The sequence below is a fragment of the Pyxidicoccus xibeiensis genome (assembly GCF_024198175.1).
Classification (GTDB): domain Bacteria; phylum Myxococcota; class Myxococcia; order Myxococcales; family Myxococcaceae; genus Myxococcus; species Myxococcus xibeiensis.
This window is the reverse complement of record NZ_JAJVKV010000002.1, coordinates 631,936-650,074: the sequence shown is the minus strand read 5'-3', so window position 1 is coordinate 650,074 and position 18,139 is coordinate 631,936. Positions and strand designations below refer to the sequence as shown.

Sequence of the window (18,139 nt, the reverse complement as noted above, 5' to 3'; positions counted from 1 at the left end):
CGAGCCCTCCCATGAAGACGTCCCAGAGAGCGTGGTTCAAGAGGCGACCGCAGCGGATGTCGGCCCTGGCCCTGGGCTTCCTCGGGCTGGTGGCCGCGCCGGGTATGGGCCTGGCCCAGACGCCCGAGCGCCCGGCCGAGCAGCCCCCGGTGCCCCCGGCGGAGCTCCGGGCGATGCGCGCGGTGCCGAGTGTGAGCCTGGAGGAGGCCATCGCCCGGGCCCTGAAGACGAACCCCCAGGTGGCGCAGGCCGCCGGCACGGTGACGACGTCCGAGGCGGCCGAGCGCAGCGCCTTCGGTGCGTACCTGCCGACCCTGTCGGCCAACGCGAGCGGCTCGCTGGCGAGCAGCGAGCGGGTGGATCCGGAGACGGGCGCGGTGTCGTCGGGCTCCAGTGACACGTACAGCGCGGGCCTGTCCGCCGGGTGGGACGTCTTCACGGGCGGGCAGCGGAGCGCGACGCGCAAGCAGACGCGGGCGCAGTCGAACGCGGCGGAGGCGCAGCTCACCGCGCAGCAATCCACCGCGGTGTTCGACGTGGAGCGCTCGTTCTATGAGGTGCTGCGCGCGGCGGGGCTCGAGGACGTGGCCCGCTCCCGCATCGAGCGGGCGAAGCAGAACGCGGAGGCGGCGGAGCGGCGGCTGGCGGTGGGCTCGGCGACGCGCTCGGACGTGCTGCGCGCGCAGCTGGACCTGACCACGGCGCGCGAGTCCCTGCTCACCGCGCAGACCCAGCGCTCCACCGCGTCGCTGGCGCTGGGCCGGCTCATCGGCGAGGACGGGCCGGTGGACGCGAAGCCCGTGGACGACTCGGCGCTGAAGCCGCTGGCGCTCACCGAGGAGGCGCTGGTGACGGAGATTGTCGCGCGGGCCCCCTCGGTGCTCGCGGCGGAGGCGAACCTGCGCGCCAACGAGGCGGGCGTGGGGGTGGCGAAGTCGAACTACCTGCCCACGGTGCAGCTGTCCGCGGGCTATGACTGGTTCAACCAGGACCTGGCCGTCACCGGCGGCAGGACGAGCTGGTCGGTGCGCCTGGGCCTCTCCTACCCCATCTTCGACGGCTTCCTCCGCGAGGAGCGCGTGGTGCGCGCGAGGACCGCGGCGTCGGTGTCGCAGACGCAGCTGGCGGACACGCGACGCTCGGTGCAGTCGGGCGTGGGCCAGTCGCTGGGCCAGCTCCGGCTCGCGGAGGAGCGCATCACCCTGGCCGAGCAGTCCGTCCAGGTGGCGCGCGAGGACCTCAAGGTCCAGGAGGAGCGCTACCGCCTGGGCGCCACCACCATCCTCGAGCTGCTGACGTCGCAGGAGAACGTCGTCACCGCGGAGACCAACCTGGTGTCGTCCCGCTTCGACTACCGGATTGCCCGCGCCGAGCTGTCTGCGCTCGCTGGGAGGTCGTTATGAGCACGTCCCCTACTCCGCGGACGGCCGCGGCCCAGGGCCCGGGCAGCGCGCGCGACATCTCGGACGTGGTCATCCGCGTCGAGGGGCTGCGCAAGGACTACAAGATGGGCTCGGAGGTGGTGCGCGCGCTGCGAGGCGTGGACCTGACCATCCGCCGCAACGAGTACGTGGCGGTGATGGGCCCGTCCGGCTCCGGCAAGTCCACCTTCATGAACCTCATCGGCTGCCTGGACGTGCCCAGCGGCGGGCAGTACTGGCTCAACGGCCAGCCGGTGGCGGGCATGAGCGAGGACGCGCTGGCCCGCATCCGGAACCGGGAGCTGGGCTTCGTGTTCCAGAGCTTCAACCTGCTGCCCCGCGCGTCCGCGCTGGACAACGTGGCGCTGCCGCTCATCTACGCGCGGGTGGCCAAGAAGGAACGGCGCGAGCGCGCGGCGGCGATGCTGGAGAAGGTGGGCCTGGGCGAGCGCAAGGACCACCGGCCGAACGAGCTGTCCGGCGGTCAGCGCCAGCGCGTGGCGATTGCGCGCGCGCTGGTGACGCAGCCGGCGCTGCTGCTGGCGGACGAGCCCACGGGCGCGCTCGACAGCAAGACGGGTGAGGAGATCATGGCCCTCTTCGGCGAGTTGCACGCCCAGGGCCAGACGTTGATGCTGGTCACGCACGAGTCGGACATCGCGGCGCATGCCCAGCGGGTGTTGTTCCTGAAGGACGGCGTCATCGAGCGGGACGAGCGGAAGCGGGACTGAACCGGTCCGCGCTCCGCGCGCGGCGACATGGACTCTGGAGGACGTCGTGAGCAAGTCGAAGAAGTGGGTGATTGCAGGTGCCGCGGCCCTGGCGCTGGGCGCGGGGGTGTACACCACCACGCGAGGCAGCGAGCCGGCCGCGCAGGAGCGGTCGGCCGCGGTGGCGGTGGTGGAGCGCCGGGACATGGAGCTGGTGGCGGAGTCCGCCGGCCTGGTGGAGCCCCTGCGCGTGGTCGAGGTGAAGTCCAAGGCCTCGGGTGAGGTGCTGCGCGTGCACTTCGACACCGGGGACAAGGTGGAGAAGGACGCCCTGCTGGCGGAGATCGACCCGCGCGACGTGCAGAACGCGCTGGCCCAGGCGCAGGCGGACGTGGAGTCCGCGCGGGTGCGGCTGAACACCACGGAGTCCCAGCGGCAGCGGCTGGAGGAGCTGCGCAAGTCCGGCTACGTCACGCAGCAGGAGTACGAGACGGCCGTGGACGCCTCCGCCACCGCGCGGGCGGCCAAGGTGCGGGCGGAGACGAACCTGCAGCTCGCGAAGGAGCGCAGCCGGGACGTCACCATCCGCGCGCCGATCGCCGGCACCCTGCTGGAGCGGCAGATTCAGCCCGGGCTCATCATCGCCTCGGCGACGTCGAACGTGTCCGGAGGCAGCACGCTCTTCAAGATGGCGGACCTGTCGGTGATGCAGGTGCGCGCGAAGGTGGACGAGACGGACGTGGGGCAGATCAAGCCCGGCCAGAAGGCGCGCGTGACGATGGAGGCCTACCCGGGCCGGACCTTCATGGGGGACGTGGTGAAGGTGGAGCCACAGGCCCTCGTGGAGCAGAACGTCACCCTCTTCCCGGTGCTCGTGAGGCTGGAGAACCCGGAAGGGCTGCTGCGCCCGGGGATGAACGCGGAGGTGTCCATCGAAATCTCCCGGCGGCGTGACGCCATCACCGTGCCGAATGCGGCCGTCGTGGGGCTGAGGGACGCACGGTCCGCCGCGGTCGCGGTGGGTGTCTCGGAAGATGCGGTGCGCGCGTTGATGCGGCCGGCGGGCGGCGGCGCAGGGGCGGCGGGCGCGGGTCGGGGTGGCTCCGGTACGGGCGCGGGCGGTGAGGCCGCGGCGGGGGCTGGGGGCGCTGCGACGCCTGTCGTGGGAGCCGAGGCCGGTGCGGGCCCGGGGGCGACTACGACTGCGAGCGCGGGCGGCAACGTGGCGCCCGCGAGCGGAAATGCTCCGGGAGCAGCGAGCGGAGCCGGCGGTGGCGAGGGGCGTGGTGGCCGGGGCATGCGCGAGGGACGGCAGGGCTCGGGAGACACGCGGCCAGCCATCGTCTTCGTGCAGGGCGCGAAGGGGCCGGAGCCCCGGAGGGTGGTGCTCGGGCTGAGCGACTGGGAGAGCTCGGAGGTGGTGAGCGGGCTGGAGCCGGGTGAGCAGGTGATGCTCATCTCCGTGGCGCAGCTCCAGCAGCAGCAGCAGCGGAGCACGGAGCGGATGCGTCAGGCGACCGGCGGAATCGTGCCGGGCGCCGGTGGTGGTGGTCCTCGCGGGATGCGGTGAGGAGGAGGCCAGGTCATGGGAGAGATCATCCGGGTCGCATTCGATGCGGTCCTCGCCAACAAGCTCCGGTCGCTGCTGACGATGCTGGGCATCGTGATTGGCATCGCGGCGGTCATCACGATGGTGGCGCTGGGCGAAGGTGCCCAGCGCTCGGTGGAGCAGCGGCTGAAGACGCTCGGCACCAACGTCCTCACGGTGCGCCCCGGCCAGTCCTTCGCGGGTGGCCTGGGCCGTGGACAGGCGACGATGTCCATCGACGACGCGGAGGCGCTGCGAGCGAATCCGCGCCACATCCAGGCGGTGGCGCCGGAGATCGAGTCGCGCTTCCAGGTGGAGTACGGCGCGAAGAACGCGAACCTGTCCGTCGTGGGGACCTGGCCGACGTACTTCGGCATCAACGAGTCGAAGGTGGCGGCGGGCCGGCTGTTCACGGAGGCGGAGGACCGCGGCCGCCGCCGGGTGGTGGTGCTCGGAGCGCTGGCGGGGGCGCAGCTGGGGCTGACGAACACCGCGTCGCTGATCGGCGAGTCGGTCCGTATCCGTGGCATCCCTTTCGAGGTCATCGGGGTGCTGGCGGAGAAGGGCTCGCAGGGCTTCTCCAACCCGGATGAGAGTCTCTACATCCCGCTGGCCACCGCGCAGTTCCGTGTCATGGGAAGCGACCGCATCCGCTCCATCGCCGTGCAGGCCGCGGACGAGAAGTCCATGGACGATGCGATGGCTGAGATTGATTCGAAGCTGCGGCGTGAGCACCGGCTGCGTCCGGAGGAGCAGGCGGACTTCAACATCCGAGACCAGGCCACGCTGCTCGCCACGGTGCAGGAGACCACGCAGACGTTTTCGCTGCTGCTGGCGGGTATCGCGGCCATTTCCCTGCTGGTGGGAGGCATTGGCATCATGAACATCATGCTCGTGTCGGTGACGGAGCGGACGCGAGAGATTGGTCTGCGCAAGGCGCTGGGGGCCACGGGAATGGACATCCTGCTCCAGTTCCTCGTGGAGTCGCTGGTGCTGTGCCTCGCGGGCGGCACGTTGGGACTGCTCCTCGGCGTGGGCGGAGCAGAGCTGCTGCAGCGCCTGGCGGGCTGGACGGTGGTGGTGGCGCCCGAGGCCATCATCGTGGCCATCGCCTTCTCCGCATCGGTGGGCGTGTTCTTCGGCATCTGGCCCGCCCGGCGCGCAGCGAGCCTCGCGCCTATCGAGTCACTGCGGTACGAGTGAGTGAGCTGGAGGCGGTGGCTTCGATTCCCGCCGCCTCCACATTTGGGGTGGAAAGGTGTACCGTTGAGCTGCGGCGGCTCGGACCGGATGCGTTCGGTTCTGGCTCTCCAGGGGGCCGCGCTGCCAGACTCGGGCGCGCTCCGAGCACGCTCGCTGTCGATCGTGGCGGGCAGAACCCCTTCCGTCAGGATCTGACCATGCATTCCCGAACATGTGTCGCACTCCTGCTGCTTCTCTCGGCCTGTGCAACGACGGAGCCGAGCCCGAAAGGCCCAGCGGCCCGGAACCCGAGGGTCGCCAACCTCCAGAGAGCAGCGACGATGCCGTGGGCGGATGGCGGGCGATGCGTGGTGCGGGAGGCATCCAACGAATGGGCCGTGCTCGTGGAGCGGTGCTATCACGCACTCGACCATGACAGAATCCAGTTTCGCGATGTCACGGGAAGATGCTCTGTCGCCTCCGCAGGTGCTGCGACCTTGGGTCTAGGCGTCTGCATTCTAATAGCACCTGAGATAGTCGTTGGAGCCGTGATTGTCGCTGGCGCAGTCGTGGCGGCAGTCGCCATCAAAGAGGAGTTGGATGCATATCGGAGGGCATCCCGTGGGCGTGCGACGCCTGAGACCCAAACTCGGCCATCCAATGAGCAGGAGCATTTGGCGCATCGAAAGCCCAAGCCCGAGCCATCAGGGCAGGATTGGTTCCCCCCGGCGCCGACCGATCCGCTCGACCGAGAGCGCCGTCCGTCGTGCGAGCCCATCCCCGGTGCGGCACGCGGGCGAAGATGTACCGCATAACGAGTGCGCCGATAAGTTCCCGCCCAACCGTTATCCCGGCATGGACGTATTCGTGGGCGGTGAGCGCTTCGATGCGCTGCAAGTCGGCGTGCGCGTGCTGTGGGAGATCAAGACACATCGATTTGATACATACAACGCCTATATCCAGGGCCAGGAGATCGACAGGGAACTCAAGCAATTGCGTAAGGAACGCGCCGCAGCGCGGGCCTGTGGATATGATTTCGTTGTTGGCGTGAGCACCCAAGTGCACAAAGACGCGCTACTCGCCCTCGAACCCTCCCTCAAGATCGTCGTCACGGGATGCAAGAGATGACTACTCAAAGCACCCTGATTCTCATCGTCTATGCACCTGCGTTTGTGTCTGACGACAACCGCACAATCGCTGCCGTCCATGCTTTGGAACGAGCATTGCCCGGCTTGCGCCTGGAGTGGAGAGTTACCGAGAGGCGACGGCTTGCCGCGTTGCCACAACGCGATGCGTGGTTGGCTGAGGAGGCCACACGCGGCGAGTTCCCGATGGTATGTAACAACGATAGGCGTTACCCTGTGATGATTTCCGGGCTGCACCGCTCCGCGGATGAGAGCCCAGGCGGTCGGCCACAGCTCCAAGTCCATGCGAAGTTGCCTCTAGATGCGGCGGCTATCGCAGCAGCGGCGGAGATGCTGGAGCGCGTAGCGGAGGGCACACGTGCGTTCTGGGGACGTGCGACCCCACACGACGCCGCGGTGGACATCGCGTATCAGACAGCACCCACGCTGGAAGGGCCGCCGTCCCCACGCCGGGGGCTGCCCGCCCTGAAGCTCTTCGAGCATATCCGCTCGCCCGAGATTCCCTATTATCTCGGGTGGCTGAACTATTGGTCTGCCGCTGCCGCACAGGCCATCGGGTTCCCGGACCCGACCCGGGACGCGGACCTGCTTCTACGGGCGCGGCGCACGGCGACGGGCGGGTGGGTCGTGCAGCTCACGGACGCGCCGCTCGATCTCGACAAGCCCGCTCACCTGGACGCACTGAAGCGGGCCTACGAGCGCTTCCCGGCGATCGGCGGACGCGCAGCCCCTTGAGGCCCGGCGCCGCTGGCGGTGGCCGCGGGCGCCGTCTCGTTGCCCGGCACGATTCAGGGCGGCCCGATCAAGCCGCTGCGCACGCGCCCGATCCGGCCCGCAGTGCGTGTAGCAGCGCGGTCAGCAGCACAAGGCGTGATGAGCCGAGCGAGCGAGTTACCGGAACGCATCGACGATGAACGCGGCTGCGACAGAGCCGTCGAGGATCGCGGTTCCAGGCTTGGACTCGGGCAACTTCCTCATCTGGTCATAGCCGAGCCGCGCCACCGCGCAGATGGGAACTTTTTCTCCGTTCGGTGACTGCGCCTCGTAGTACCGGATGACGACCTGCGGGCCGCTCGTCCAGACCTGCCCGTACAAGCGGCTCGTCGCACGGAGCGGGCCGAACTCCTCCCTCGTGACACTCTCAATCGGTCCGTCATAGAGCGTGACGCGACGGCTCTCGGTCTGGTTCGCGTCGAGATCCACCAACGCGCTGTCCCCAACGCGCAGCCCCATGTAGCGAATCGCCTTCTTTGATTCTTCCGGGCACTCCTGCGGACCTGGACTACCGTCGGGGCGCAACGCTACGCCGCTCCCTGTGCAGCCGGGCGACGTAACGAGCAGGACGATAGAACTGAACAGGAGGGCTTTGGGGGTCGACATGAACGGCACTTCTACTTCTGAAGGAGGGTGCGTTCCAACTTCACGAACACCTGGAGGAGGCCGTCTCCTCGGAAGACCTGGAGCGCGAGATCAGTGAGTTGCCCGTCGTCCGTCAGGAAGGCGCTCTTGTCCGCTACGACCGCGATCCGACCCGTCTGCCCCGGAACGATCGTGGCTCGGTCCATGCGAAGCGCGAAGGGTCGAGCCGTGTAGTGGGTGAAATCACGGGTCAGGTAGGCACCGTCGAACTCCCACGGCCCACCGTAGTCGGTGTTCTTCAAGGTGACGAGCGCTGCCGCTTTGCCGGGGCCTTCGAAGACTTCGACGATCATATCCATGTCCTCATTCTTCGGCCGGTAAACGAACCTGCGGCGAAATGGTGTTTTCTTCCGCTGTCCGTTTACGAGGAGCGTCGCGTAGGCGTGATCGACGGAGTTCTCTTCCTTGCGGTAGCGCTCATTCTCTTCAGTGAGGGTGTCATTCTTCTTGAGCGCGTCCATCAGCGCCGCGTGCATGGACGCATGACTTTCCCGGTCTTTGAACACGTCGACCTGTTGGTCGAGAATCGGCGCCCATCCCCCGTCCCTCTTGCTCCATGGTGGCTTTACGAGGAACGGGATTTCGGTTCCATCAGCCAGTGTCACGACCAAGGGAATTCCTTCGTCCCTGTTGAGGTCGTAGATGGGCTCAAGGAGCACCTTGTTACGAACAACCGCCAGCGGTTCCAGTCGGCCCTCCCAACCGATCATCTTCGTCTTGACCGCGTCTACGAGCTGCTCGAACCGCAGTATCGTGACGACCTGCCCCTTGACGTAGATGGAGTGGGTGCCATCGTTCGGGTGCTCCGAGAGCATGATGGGGCGCACGGTGGGATTGTCGCGCTCTTCGCTGGCCTGCGCGGCTGACGCGGCCACAAAGACAGCAATCAGGCCATACCCAAAAAATGGTAGAGTACGCATAGTCCGTCCAACCTAACAAGATGGGCGCGGGCGCAGCAACCCACGCGTGCCTCGCCTGTAGGGCGCGGCTCATCGCCCTGTTCGGGCGGCCCAAGAAATGTCCTTAACAACCATGATGCCTCCGAGGGGACCCTCCGCCTGCGGCTCAGTCGAAGGGGACGACACGCCCCTCCCTCAGCACCATGTTGTCCAGATGCAGGTCGCCGTGACACTCCCGCACCCGCCCGGCCGCGCGCCGTGCCGTGAGCGTGTCCCGCTACCGCACATACGTCTGTTCGGTCCACTGGCGCAGGCATTCGAGCTCCGTGAGATCTTCGGCCGCCTCGACCCGCGCCTCGAGCTGGGTGAAGTTCCGCACCATGGTGGCGAGGACCTGCTCGGGGTGTCCATGGGGCACATCGCCCCCGGCGACGGCGGCCGGTGCGTGGAAGTCAGCGAGGTCTCGCACCAGCGTCTCGAGCTGCAAGGCCGTCAGCGCCCCGCGCGCCACCACGCGGTCGAGCAGCGCCTCCTGCTCGAACCGCCGCATCCTACCGCATACTCGAAGGCGGGTTCCTCGCCCAGGCGCGGCTCCTCCGGCGTCCCTCCAATGGGGACGGCGTCGAGGTAGAGTTCCGCCGCCGTGCGGCGGTTGAGTCGAAGCTCGTCCTCGCAGGCCACCCGGCGCTTCGCGAGCGCGCTGTAGTCGAGGAAGACCAGGTCCAGGGGCTTCTTCAGCTTGTACGCGTACTCGCCGGCCAGCAGGACATGGGAGATGTGCGTCTCGAGCACAACATCCACTCGGTCGACGGGGTGCGGGTAGCGACGCGGCTCCCGCAGCGCGACCACGAGCCGCTGCATGGACGGAGCCTCCTGCCCGGGCTCGACGTGCGCCGGGAGAACCTCGCTGTCCAGGGCTGGCATCGCGTCCTCCCGCTGGCTGGGACAGATGCCCCCTACGGTGGGATTACCAGCAAGCAGAGGCAAGTTCCGGCCTCGCGTCCTGAAGCGAGCCTGCCCTCCACACGGTAGGCCGCCCGAAGATCTGGCAAGCGCTGTCCCGGCCGCCCCTCCAGGGCACGAAGCCCTGACGCGGCCGGTGCGCGCGGCTGGCGAGGGCGGGGCTCCTTTCACCCGGGGTGAGAGGGCACGCCCCTCGGCGAATCCTTCGCGCTCATGGTACAGACCCCGGAACTCCGGTCCTCCGGGACCGCCTGTTGGGAGGAAGTCTTGGCAAGCTCAGGGTTGTCTCCGCTCAAGCGCCGTCTGGCCCTCGCGCAGCTCGGGAGGGCGCGGCTGGACGAGCTGACCCGGCGCTACGGGCTCGACGTGGGCGACCGGCGCGCCGTCGAGAACCATGTCGAGTCCCTCGTCCGCTCGCGCTCGGTCGACTTCGCCGAGCTGCTCGGAGGGCTCAAGCGCGAGGAGCTCCAGTCCATCTGCGACGCCCTCGGAGTGGACCGCAGCGGGCGCGAGAAGGACGTGCTGGTGCAGCGCATCCTCGGCGGCGAGGCCGGGCCGGCACAGCCCCCGTCTCCAAGCCAGGGCCCCGGGCGCAAGCCCGCGGCGCTGGAGCAGCGCAACCTGGAGCTGTCCACCACGGAGCGGCTCACCGTGGACCAGCTCGAGCGCCACCTCTGGAGCGCCGCCGACATCCTCCGAGGCTCCATCGATTCGTCCGACTACAAGAACTACATCTTCGGGATGTTGTTCCTGAAGCGCATCTCGGATGTCTTTGAAGAGGAGGCCGAGCAGCTCCTCGCGGAGGGAGAGTCCGAGGACGTGGCGTGGGAGGACCGCGACTCCCACCGGTTCTTCGTCCCCCAGCGCGCCCGCTGGAGCGAGCTGCGCAAGGTCGCCACCAACCTCGGCCAGGCGCTCAACACCGCCTGCTCGGCGTTGGAGGATGAGAACAGCACCCTCGATGGCATCCTCGCCGGCATCGACTTCAACGACGAGCGCAAGCTGGGAGATGGAAAGAACCGGGACACGGTGCTCTCCAAGCTGGTGCAGCACTTCTCGAAACTGTCCCTGCGGAACGCGTCGCTCTCCGAGCCCGACATGCTCGGGCGCGCGTACGAGTACCTCATCGAGAAGTTCGCGGACGATGCTGGCAAGAAGGGTGGCGAGTTCTATACGCCTCGCAAGGTCGTCCAGCTCATCGTGGAGATGCTCCAGCCAAAGGAGGGCATGCGCATCTCGGACCCGACGTGCGGCTCGGGCGGCATGTTGATTGAATGCGCGAAGTACGTGCAGCGCCACGGCGGCGACCCTCGCAATCTGACCCTGCACGGGCAGGAGAAGAACCTCGGGACGTGGGCCATTTGTAAGATGAACCTGCTGCTTCACAGCCTGCCCGACCACCGGATAGAGAAGGGCGACACCATCCGCGACCCGAAGCTCGTGCAGGACGATGGGCTCATCCTCTACGACCGGGTGATAGCAAATCCGCCGTTCTCCCTCGACGAGTGGGGCCACGAGGTGGCCGAGGCCGACGCACATGGACGGTTCCGCTTCGGGATTCCTCCCAAGGCGAAGGGCGACCTCGCCTTCGTCCAGCACATGGTCGCCACGCTCAACAAGCAAGGACAGTTGGGTGTTGTCATGCCGCACGGAGTCCTCTTCCGAGGGGGCAGCGAAGCCGAGATTCGGAAGGGGCTCTTCAAGAGCGACCTGATCGAGGCGGTCATAGGCCTGCCGTCGAACCTGTTCTACGGAACGGGCATCCCTGCGGCGGTGTTAGTGATGAACCGAGCGAAGCCAGCAGAGCGCCGAGGCAAGGTGCTGTTCATCAACGCCGCTCAGGAGTTTGAGGCGGGCAAGGCGCAGAACTACCTGCGTGACCAGGACGTGAAGAGGATTGTGGCTACCTTCCTCGCATTCAAAGACGTTGAGCGGTACGCCCGCGTCGTCCCGGCTGAGGAGATTGAACGAAATGATTTCAGCCTGAACATCAGTCGCTACGCGGACACCACCGAAGCGGAGCAGACGGTGGACGTGGAAGAGTCCGTGCGCAAACTACGGCAACTTGAAGCCGAGCGTGCCGCCGCAGAGACGAAAATGAACGCGTTCCTGAAGGAGCTTGGGTATGCCTCCTGATGGCTGGTCACGCGCAAAGCTGTCTGATCTGATAGCCGAACTTGAATCCGGGGTAAGCGTAAACTCCGAAGACCGACCTACCAGTCCCGGTGAAATCGGTGTGCTCAAAACTAGTGCAGTCACCTACGGCCGGTTCAATCCTCAAGAGAACAAGGCAGTAATACCTCCAGACCTTTCGCGTGTGCGCACTACGCCCAGAACGGGTGAAATCATCATTAGTCGCATGAACACGCAATCTCTCGTTGGAGCCAGCGTCTATGTCGATAGAGATTACCCTCATCTATTCCTACCCGACCGACTTTGGCAAACCGTATTCAGGCAACCCGATGCATTGTCAACTCAATGGCTAAGCTACGTCTTGGCATCACCCAAGATACGTGAGCGCATGTCCGCGATGGCAACTGGCACAAGTGGAAGCATGAAGAACCTAACGAAGGGGCAGTTACTATCGCTCGACGTCAACGTTCCGCCCCTCCCCGAACAGCACAAAATCGCCGCCATCCTCTCCTCGATGGACGACACCATCGACAAGACACAGGCCATCATCGACCAACTGGAAGTCGTCAAGAGGGGACTCCTTAGAGACCTGCTGACGAGGGGAATTCCGGGATGGCATTCTGAACATAAGCTGACTCCGATCGGAAAGATGCCAGAGGGCTGGACGTGTCGCCCCCTCGGCTTTGTCATCGAACGCATCGATACCGGATGGAGTCCCCTGTGCGACGCGCAGCCTGCACCGCCGGGAGAGTGGGGAGTTTTGAAAATCAGTAGCGTCACATGGGGCGAATTCCGACCGGAGGAGAACAAGCGACTTCCGTCGGGAATGGAGCCCCGGCCTGAGGCGGAGGTACACGAAGGCGACCTCCTCGTGAGTCGTGCAAACACGAAAGAACTGGTTGGGCGTTCAGTGCTCGTCACGGGCGCGCCTTCACGGCTCATGGCGAGCGACAAACTGCTTCGCCTGCGGCTAATGTCCCAACGAGCAACGGCTGCATTTATTAATTTTGCACTCTCGACTGACGCATCTCGGGCGCAAATAGAGGATGCGGCTACGGGATCAAGCGGATCGATGAAGAACATCTCGCAAGAGAAGCTCCGGAGCATCATGGTTCCGTTGCCTCCTCTTGACGAACAGATATCGATTGCCGCTGCCTTAGACAGCATTTCGCAGCGAATCCAGCGGGAGCGTTCAGTTCTTGATGAGATTCGCAATCTCAAGTCTGCACTTCTTTGTGTACTGCTCTCTGGCGAGGTACGCGTTACATTCTCGGCACAGGAGGCCGCTTGAGCCCCGCGCCTCCATCGGACTGGAACGAAGAACACCAATCCGAAGGGCCGGCCGTCACCCTCCTGGAGAAGCTCGGCTACACGTTCGTGCCCGCGAACGTCCTGGAGGCCGAGCGCGCTAGTCTGAAGGACCCCGTCCTCACCGAGCGCCTCGCCCACGCCCTCAAGAAGCTGAACCCGTGGCTCTCCCCTGAGAACGTCCACAAGGCCGTCCGCGCCATCACCAGCAACCCGGCCGCGAGCCTCATCGAGGCCAGTGAGAAGCTCCACACCACTCTGACCCACGGCATCAGCCTCGAGCAGGACGTCGGCGCGGGGAAGAAAAGCCAGACCCTCCAGTTCATCGACTTCGCCCGGCCCGAGCGCAATGAGTTCCTCGTCACCCGCCAGTACCGGGTGCTCGGCGCGAAGAAGGAGATCCGCCCCGACCTCGTGGTCTTCGTCAACGGCATCCCGCTCGCCGTCATCGAGTGCAAGAGCCCGACGCTCGGCGACAAGTGGCGCGACGAGGCCATCCGGCAGGTGCTGCGCTATCAGGAGGTCGGCTCCGAGTATAAAGACCTCGGCGCCTCCAGACTCTTCGAGACGACCCAGCTCATCATCGCCACCTGCGGCCAGGCCGCCTCCTACGGCACCATCTGGACGCCCCACCGCTTCTGGGCCGAGTGGAAGGAGCCCCACCCGCTCACCCTGGACGAACTCGGCACGAAGCTGGGCCGCAAGCCCTCCGCACAGGACGTGCTGCTGTACGGCCTGCTGGAGCCCCGGAACCTCCTCGACCTCACCCGCAACTTCGTCGTCTTCGAGGTCGAGCGCGGGAAGACCCTCCGCAAGGTCTGCCGCTACAAGCAGTTCATCGCCGTCAACCGCGCCCTTGAGCGGGCCCGGACAGCGAAGCGTCCCGAGGAGCGAGGCGGCGTCATCTGGCACACGCAGGGCAGTGGCAAGAGCCTCACCATGCTCTGGCTCGCCCTGAAGCTCCGGACGGACCCGGCCTTCGACAACCCCACCCTCGTCGTCGTCACCGACCGCACCGACCTCGACAAGCAGATCACCGACACCTTCCTGCGCTGCGGCTACCCCAACCCCGAGCGCGCCGGGGGCGTGAAGGAGCTGCGCGAACTCCTGGAGAATCCCACCGGCATGACGGTCACCACCACCATCCAGAAGTTCCAGGAGCTCACGAGCGCCACCGGGAAGTCCAAGCGAGCCCCGCGCGACGAGCACCCCACCCTGTCCACGGCCGACAACATCTTCGTCCTCGTGGATGAAGCCCACCGCACGCAGTACAGCAGCCTCGCGGGGAACATGCGCAAGGCGCTCCCCAACGCCTGCTTCCTGGGCTTCACCGGCACGCCCATCGACAAGGAGGACCGGAGCACGCTGCACACCTTCGGCCCCTACATCGACCAGTACACCATCGAGCAGGCCGTGCAGGACGGCGCCACCGTCCCCATCTTCTACGAGAGCCGCCTCCCCCAGCTGCGCATCCTCGGCACCAGCCTCGACAAGGTGTTCGACCACGTCTTCGCCGACCGCTCGAAGGAGGAGCGCGAGGCCATCAAGAAGAAGTACGCGACGGAAGACGCCATCGCCGGAGCCCCCCGCCGCCTCGAAGCCATCAGCCTGGACCTTCTGGAGCACTACACCCAGTTCATCCAGCCCAACGGCTTCAAGGCGCAGGTGGTGGCCGTCAGCCGGGATGCCGCCATCACCTACAAGGACACGCTGGACACGCTGAACGCGCCGGAGTCCGCTATCATCATCACCGTGGGCCACAACGAGGGCGCGCGCTTCCAGAAGCACAGGACGAGCAAGCAGGAGCAGGCGCGGCTCATCGAGCGGTTCCTGGACCCGAAGGACAAGCTCTCCCTGCTGGTTGTCTGCGACATGCTCTTGACGGGCTTTGATGCCCCCGTGGAGCAGGTGATGTACCTGGACTCGCCCCTGCGCGAGCACACGCTGTTGCAGGCCATCGCCCGCGTCAACCGCAGGGCGGACGGAAAGAAGTACGGGCTCGTGGTGGACTACTGGGGCGTGTCCATGGCGCTCAAGGAGGCCCTGGCCCTCTTCTCGCCCTCGGACGTAAAGGGCGCCATGCAGCCGAAGACGGACGAACTGCCCCGCCTCCAGACGCGCCACCAGGCCGCGCTGCGATTCTTTCAGAAGGTGAAGGACCCGGGCGACCTCGACGCGTGCGTGGCAGTGCTGGAGCCCGAGGACGTGCGCGCCGACTTCGACCGCGCCTTCCGGGCCTTTTCCGAGTCGCTCGACATGCTCCTGCCCGACCCCAGGGCGCTGCCCTACGTGGACGATGCCCGCTGGCTCGGGAAGATCCGGAGCGCCGCGAAGGCCCGCTTCCATGACGAGCGCCTGGACATCGGTGACTGCGGCGCGAAGGTGCGCAAGCTCATCGAGGAGGCCGTGATCGCCGACGGCATCCAGTTGCTCGTGAAGGAGGTCTCCCTCTTCGGCAGCGAGTTCGACGAGAAGGTCGCCGCGCTCAAGACACCCGAGGCCCGGGCCAGCGAAATGGAGCATGCCCTCCGCCACGAGATTCACGTCAAGCTGGAGGAGAACCCGGCCTTCTATACGTCCCTGCGGGAGCGCCTGGAGCAGCTCATCGAGGACCGCAAGTCCCAGCGCATCGACGACGCCCGGCAGTTGGAGCTCCTCCAGGGACTCGTCAACGACGCTCGCAACGAGATCGGAATGGCCCAGAAGGCGGGTCTGAACGAGCTCGCGTTCGCCATCTACGGTGTGCTGAACGAGGGCGCGATACCCCAGGCGGGCGAGCCGGAGCCCGTCTACAACGAGGCCCGGAAGGACCTGGCGTCCCTCATCCAGGAAGCCCTCGAGCCGGGCACCGCCATCATCGACTGGGCCACCAAGGAAGACGTGCAGCGGGAGATGCGTCAGCGCATCAAGAAGCAGCTCCGGGCCGCGCGGTTTGGCGACGCCGAGGAGGTGGAGGCCGCGACCGCCAGAATCATGGACCTCGCGCGGGCCCGGAGGGGACGGTGAGCGTCGCACTGGAGCGCTCTGAGGTCCGGTGGGGGAACACGCGCATCCCCTACGGCATCCGCAGGAGCGGCCGGCGCACGACGGTGGCGCTGACCGTCTCCCCGCCGGGGCAGGTCCTGCTGACGGCACCCCGGGATACGCCCCTTGAGCGGTTGGATGCGGTGGTGCACGCCAAGGCGAAGTGGATTGCCTCGCGCCTGCGCGCCGTCCGCCCTCCCGAGCCCATGCCCGGCCCTCGTGAGTTCGTCGGGGGCGAGTCCTTCCTCTACCTGGGCCGACAATACCGCCTGGAGGTGCGGGCGGGCGGAGAGGACACCGGGGTGCGACTCGGGCGCGGACGGCTCCAGGTCCAGGTCCCTGGGGGACGCACGGGACAGGCGCGGAGCGATGCGGTGCGGGAGGCGCTCGTCGGGTGGTACCGCGCGCATGCGCTGGCCCGGCTGGCCGAGCGGACCGCCTGGTGGGCTCGCCGGGCCCGCATGCCCGAGCCCCGGGTGCTCATCCGTGAGCAGGAGAAGCGCTGGGGCAGCTGCAGCCGGGGAGTGGTGCGCTTCAACTGGCGCATCATCCAGGCGCCGATGCGGCTGGTGGACTACGTGGTGGCCCACGAAGTCGTCCACCTCCTCCATGACGCCCACGGACGGGAGTTCTGGGCGGCGCTCGGGCGGCTGCTTCCGGACTACGAGGCGAGGCGGGCCCGGCTGCTCGCGGAGGGCCCCCGGTTTATCTGGTAGCCCGCCCTGTGCCTGTCCAACTGACCGCTGCCTCAAGCCCCGCGCTCGCATCCTCCACACCTGCTTGAGGGAGCAGGCCAGTGGCCTGTAACCCGCTCATCGCGTAGGCAGCTCACGGTAGGTGATGCCGTCCAGGTCCAGGCGCAGCACCGCATCCATGAAGCGCTCGGTGCCAATGACCATCGTGGCGAAGTTGCCCACGCGGAACAGGTCCCGGTCCGTGGGAAGTGAGGCCGCGTCGAGGATGGGTTCGTCGGGCCGCGACAACGCGAACCGGCCACAGGTGGCGCACGGGGGCGGCACCTCCGGCGGAATGCAATCCGGGTGCAGCCGGCCATGGGGCTCGATCTGGAGCTCCAGCATTTCCGGCGGGTTCTTCTGTCGAAAGTGCAACTCAGTCCGGCAGCCGCGCAGCCCCCTCACGCCTTCCGCCTGGAGTTCCTCCAGGCTTTCCCGGCGCATCAGCATGAGCCAAGACCCATCCCAGGCGAACGGACCGAAACTCCCGGAGGCCCGCCCCACCAGCGGACCGAAGGACGTACCGGGTGGCAGCCAGGCATCTGGAGGCGCCAGCGGACGCACCAGCTCGCGCAGCCGCGCGAACTCGGAGAAAGGCTCGGGCCTGGGTTCCTCGAACTCTCCCACCTCTGGTAGGAGCGACAGGTCAATGCAGGGATATTGGTGCCCCGAAGAGGCCCACGTCGTGCTGCAGCCGGGACACCGCACCCCCGGCAGATACCATTTATGCGAGGCGTCGAAGCTTCCGCGATAGGCGGACATCTCGCTCTCGTTCTCGAGCAGCCAATAGAACCGGCTCATCTGTCTAAAGTCCTCATGCCCCGGGGCGGACATGGTAGGGCCTGACGGGGCCACCCATTAGCTCGAAGCGGTGGATGAGCTCTCCCGCGTGCTTGTAGATATCCTCGGGGCTGGCGTTCCCGTTTCGGGCCTTGAACTCGCGCCAGGCTTGGTTCCACGGCCCTCCACGCCCGTCAGTGCCGTGAATCCTCCGGTGGAGGTCGCGCGGAATGAGGAGGGTGTAGTCGTGAACCGTGACCCCTTGCAACTTGAACCAGTCCGCCAGCCCCTTGGCCTGGGGGAAGATGTGGTGCTTCTCCCAGCGTCCGGCCGTGAGCTGGCGTGAAGGGGGGATGATTCTCTCTGGGCCGCCGTTCCAGTTGGGGAAGACCATGACGGCGCCACCGGGCAGCTTCCCCGCGCCTCCCCAGTTCCTCCGCGGGCCACTGCCCGGCGCCGCCGCTGGAGACCGAGCCCCTGGGAAGCGTGCCAGCTCGACGTCGCTGGGCATGTCCTCGCAGCGGTAGAAGCAGCAGGCATCACCCAGGCACAGGAGGGTGACGCACGGGCCCTCCTCGACGTCGTCGCACTCCACCGCAGCCTCGTCCCACGACTGCTGCAAAGGAGCGCGAGGAGTCGTGGAGCAGCCCAGCAACGACGCGGCCAGTAGCGAAAACCACAAAACGTGACGAGTTCGCATTGCCAGCGAACCCTAGCACCCTGGCGTCGCTGCCATGGACGCCCAGTGCGAGAGGTGCCCCCACCCACCCGTCCCTCCCGGACCCAATACCTGCGCGGGCCTGGCGAACCTCCTGGACTGAACGGTGAAGATT

The 18,139-nt window shown here is 66.8% G+C and carries 15 protein-coding genes and 1 pseudogene; 10 read left to right on the top strand and 6 right to left on the bottom strand.

Features of this window, described 5'->3' with window-relative positions; translation table 11 throughout:
- The first annotated feature begins 56 nt into the window (after positions 1–56).
- The 6 genes and pseudogenes from LXT23_RS10675 (at position 57) to LXT23_RS10650 (ending at position 6,781) form a co-directional block, all read left to right on the top strand.
- The gene (locus tag LXT23_RS10675) at positions 57–1,403 is read left to right on the top strand and encodes a TolC family protein (protein WP_253980010.1); all 1,347 of its coding nucleotides are present in this window, start codon (positions 57–59) and stop codon (positions 1,401–1,403) included.
- On the top strand, positions 1,400–2,152 hold the full coding sequence (locus LXT23_RS10670; protein WP_323378882.1) for an ABC transporter ATP-binding protein: 753 nt from the start codon (positions 1,400–1,402) through the stop codon (positions 2,150–2,152). Before LXT23_RS10675 ends, LXT23_RS10670 begins: the two co-directional genes overlap by 4 nt.
- Positions 2,153–2,198: 46 nt before the next feature.
- Positions 2,199–3,701 carry an efflux RND transporter periplasmic adaptor subunit gene (locus tag LXT23_RS10665; protein ID WP_253980009.1) on the top strand — a complete coding sequence of 501 codons (1,503 nt, stop codon included), beginning with the start codon at positions 2,199–2,201 and terminating at the stop codon, positions 3,699–3,701.
- Between the two features lie 15 nt (positions 3,702–3,716).
- Positions 3,717–4,922 carry an ABC transporter permease gene (locus LXT23_RS10660; protein WP_253980008.1) on the top strand — a complete coding sequence of 402 codons (1,206 nt, stop codon included), beginning with the start codon at positions 3,717–3,719 and terminating at the stop codon, positions 4,920–4,922.
- Between the two features lie 197 nt (positions 4,923–5,119).
- Positions 5,120–6,029, top strand: a pseudogene (locus tag LXT23_RS10655) (DUF6310 domain-containing protein).
- The gene (locus LXT23_RS10650; protein WP_253980426.1) at positions 6,026–6,781 is read left to right on the top strand and encodes a DUF5953 family protein; all 756 of its coding nucleotides are present in this window, start codon (positions 6,026–6,028) and stop codon (positions 6,779–6,781) included. The pseudogene LXT23_RS10655 and the gene LXT23_RS10650 overlap by 4 nt, the downstream one beginning before the upstream one ends.
- A gap of 156 nt (positions 6,782–6,937) precedes the next feature.
- Here the strand turns inward: LXT23_RS10650 and LXT23_RS10645 are convergent, their stop codons facing one another.
- The 4 genes from LXT23_RS10645 to LXT23_RS10630 all read right to left on the bottom strand — a co-directional run bounded on the left by LXT23_RS10645 (position 6,938) and on the right by LXT23_RS10630 (position 9,225).
- Positions 6,938–7,426 (bottom strand): serine/threonine protein kinase, encoded by a 489-nt coding sequence (locus LXT23_RS10645; protein ID WP_253980007.1) that lies wholly within the window; start codon positions 7,424–7,426, stop codon positions 6,938–6,940.
- An 11-nt stretch (positions 7,427–7,437) separates the two neighbouring features.
- Positions 7,438–8,385, bottom strand: coding sequence for a DUF2381 family protein (locus tag LXT23_RS10640; RefSeq protein WP_253980006.1), 948 nt, complete (start codon positions 8,383–8,385; stop codon positions 7,438–7,440).
- Between the two features lie 256 nt (positions 8,386–8,641).
- On the bottom strand, positions 8,642–8,914 hold the full coding sequence (locus LXT23_RS10635; RefSeq protein WP_253980005.1) for a hypothetical protein: 273 nt from the start codon (positions 8,912–8,914) through the stop codon (positions 8,642–8,644).
- A complete protein-coding gene (locus LXT23_RS10630) occupies positions 8,857–9,225 on the bottom strand; it encodes a hypothetical protein (RefSeq protein ID WP_253980004.1) in 369 nt (122 codons plus the stop codon). The genes LXT23_RS10635 and LXT23_RS10630 overlap by 58 nt, the downstream gene beginning before the upstream one ends.
- 369 nt (positions 9,226–9,594) lie before the next feature.
- Between LXT23_RS10630 and LXT23_RS10625 the strand changes: the two genes are divergently transcribed.
- The 4 genes from LXT23_RS10625 to LXT23_RS10610 are packed head-to-tail and all read left to right on the top strand — an operon-like array spanning position 9,595 to position 16,508.
- A complete protein-coding gene (locus LXT23_RS10625) occupies positions 9,595–11,463 on the top strand; it encodes an N-6 DNA methylase (protein ID WP_253980003.1) in 1,869 nt (622 codons plus the stop codon).
- The gene (locus LXT23_RS10620) at positions 11,453–12,751 is read left to right on the top strand and encodes a restriction endonuclease subunit S (protein WP_253980002.1); all 1,299 of its coding nucleotides are present in this window, start codon (positions 11,453–11,455) and stop codon (positions 12,749–12,751) included. The genes LXT23_RS10625 and LXT23_RS10620 overlap by 11 nt, the downstream gene beginning before the upstream one ends.
- The gene (locus tag LXT23_RS10615; protein WP_253980001.1) at positions 12,748–15,774 is read left to right on the top strand and encodes a type I restriction endonuclease subunit R; all 3,027 of its coding nucleotides are present in this window, start codon (positions 12,748–12,750) and stop codon (positions 15,772–15,774) included. Before LXT23_RS10620 ends, LXT23_RS10615 begins: the two co-directional genes overlap by 4 nt.
- Entirely contained in the window at positions 15,771–16,508 is a 738-nt protein-coding gene (locus LXT23_RS10610) for a M48 family metallopeptidase (RefSeq protein ID WP_253980000.1), read from the top strand. Before LXT23_RS10615 ends, LXT23_RS10610 begins: the two co-directional genes overlap by 4 nt.
- A 96-nt stretch (positions 16,509–16,604) precedes the next feature.
- Here LXT23_RS10610 and sitI6 read toward each other — a convergent pair whose 3' ends face one another.
- Both sitI6 and sitA6 read right to left on the bottom strand, forming a co-directional pair.
- Complete coding sequence (sitI6, locus tag LXT23_RS10605; protein WP_253979999.1) at positions 16,605–17,327, bottom strand: SitI6 family double-CXXCG motif immunity protein; 723 nt, start codon at positions 17,325–17,327, stop codon at positions 16,605–16,607.
- A gap of 13 nt (positions 17,328–17,340) precedes the next feature.
- The gene (sitA6, locus tag LXT23_RS10600; RefSeq protein ID WP_253979998.1) at positions 17,341–18,006 is read right to left on the bottom strand and encodes a SitA6 family polymorphic toxin lipoprotein; all 666 of its coding nucleotides are present in this window, start codon (positions 18,004–18,006) and stop codon (positions 17,341–17,343) included.
- Positions 18,007–18,139 lie beyond the last annotated feature (133 nt).

Bases quoted from the DNA above. Each gene is read 5' to 3' on its own strand.
- LXT23_RS10675 (WP_253980010.1), top strand. From the start codon at position 57: ATGTCGGCCCTGGCCCTGGGCTTCCTCGGGCTGGTGGCCGCGCCGGGT.
- LXT23_RS10670 (WP_323378882.1), top strand. From the start codon at position 1,400: ATGAGCACGTCCCCTACTCCGCGGACGGCCGCGGCCCAGGGCCCGGGC.
- LXT23_RS10660 (WP_253980008.1), top strand. From the start codon at position 3,717: ATGGGAGAGATCATCCGGGTCGCATTCGATGCGGTCCTCGCCAACAAG.
- LXT23_RS10650 (WP_253980426.1), top strand. From the start codon at position 6,026: ATGACTACTCAAAGCACCCTGATTCTCATCGTCTATGCACCTGCGTTT.
- LXT23_RS10645 (WP_253980007.1), bottom strand. From the start codon at position 7,426: ATGTCGACCCCCAAAGCCCTCCTGTTCAGTTCTATCGTCCTGCTCGTT.
- LXT23_RS10640 (WP_253980006.1), bottom strand. From the start codon at position 8,385: ATGCGTACTCTACCATTTTTTGGGTATGGCCTGATTGCTGTCTTTGTG.
- LXT23_RS10635 (WP_253980005.1), bottom strand. From the start codon at position 8,914: ATGCGGCGGTTCGAGCAGGAGGCGCTGCTCGACCGCGTGGTGGCGCGC.
- LXT23_RS10630 (WP_253980004.1), bottom strand. From the start codon at position 9,225: ATGCAGCGGCTCGTGGTCGCGCTGCGGGAGCCGCGTCGCTACCCGCAC.
- LXT23_RS10620 (WP_253980002.1), top strand. From the start codon at position 11,453: ATGCCTCCTGATGGCTGGTCACGCGCAAAGCTGTCTGATCTGATAGCC.
- sitI6 (WP_253979999.1), bottom strand. From the start codon at position 17,327: ATGAGCCGGTTCTATTGGCTGCTCGAGAACGAGAGCGAGATGTCCGCC.
- sitA6 (WP_253979998.1), bottom strand. From the start codon at position 18,006: ATGCGAACTCGTCACGTTTTGTGGTTTTCGCTACTGGCCGCGTCGTTG.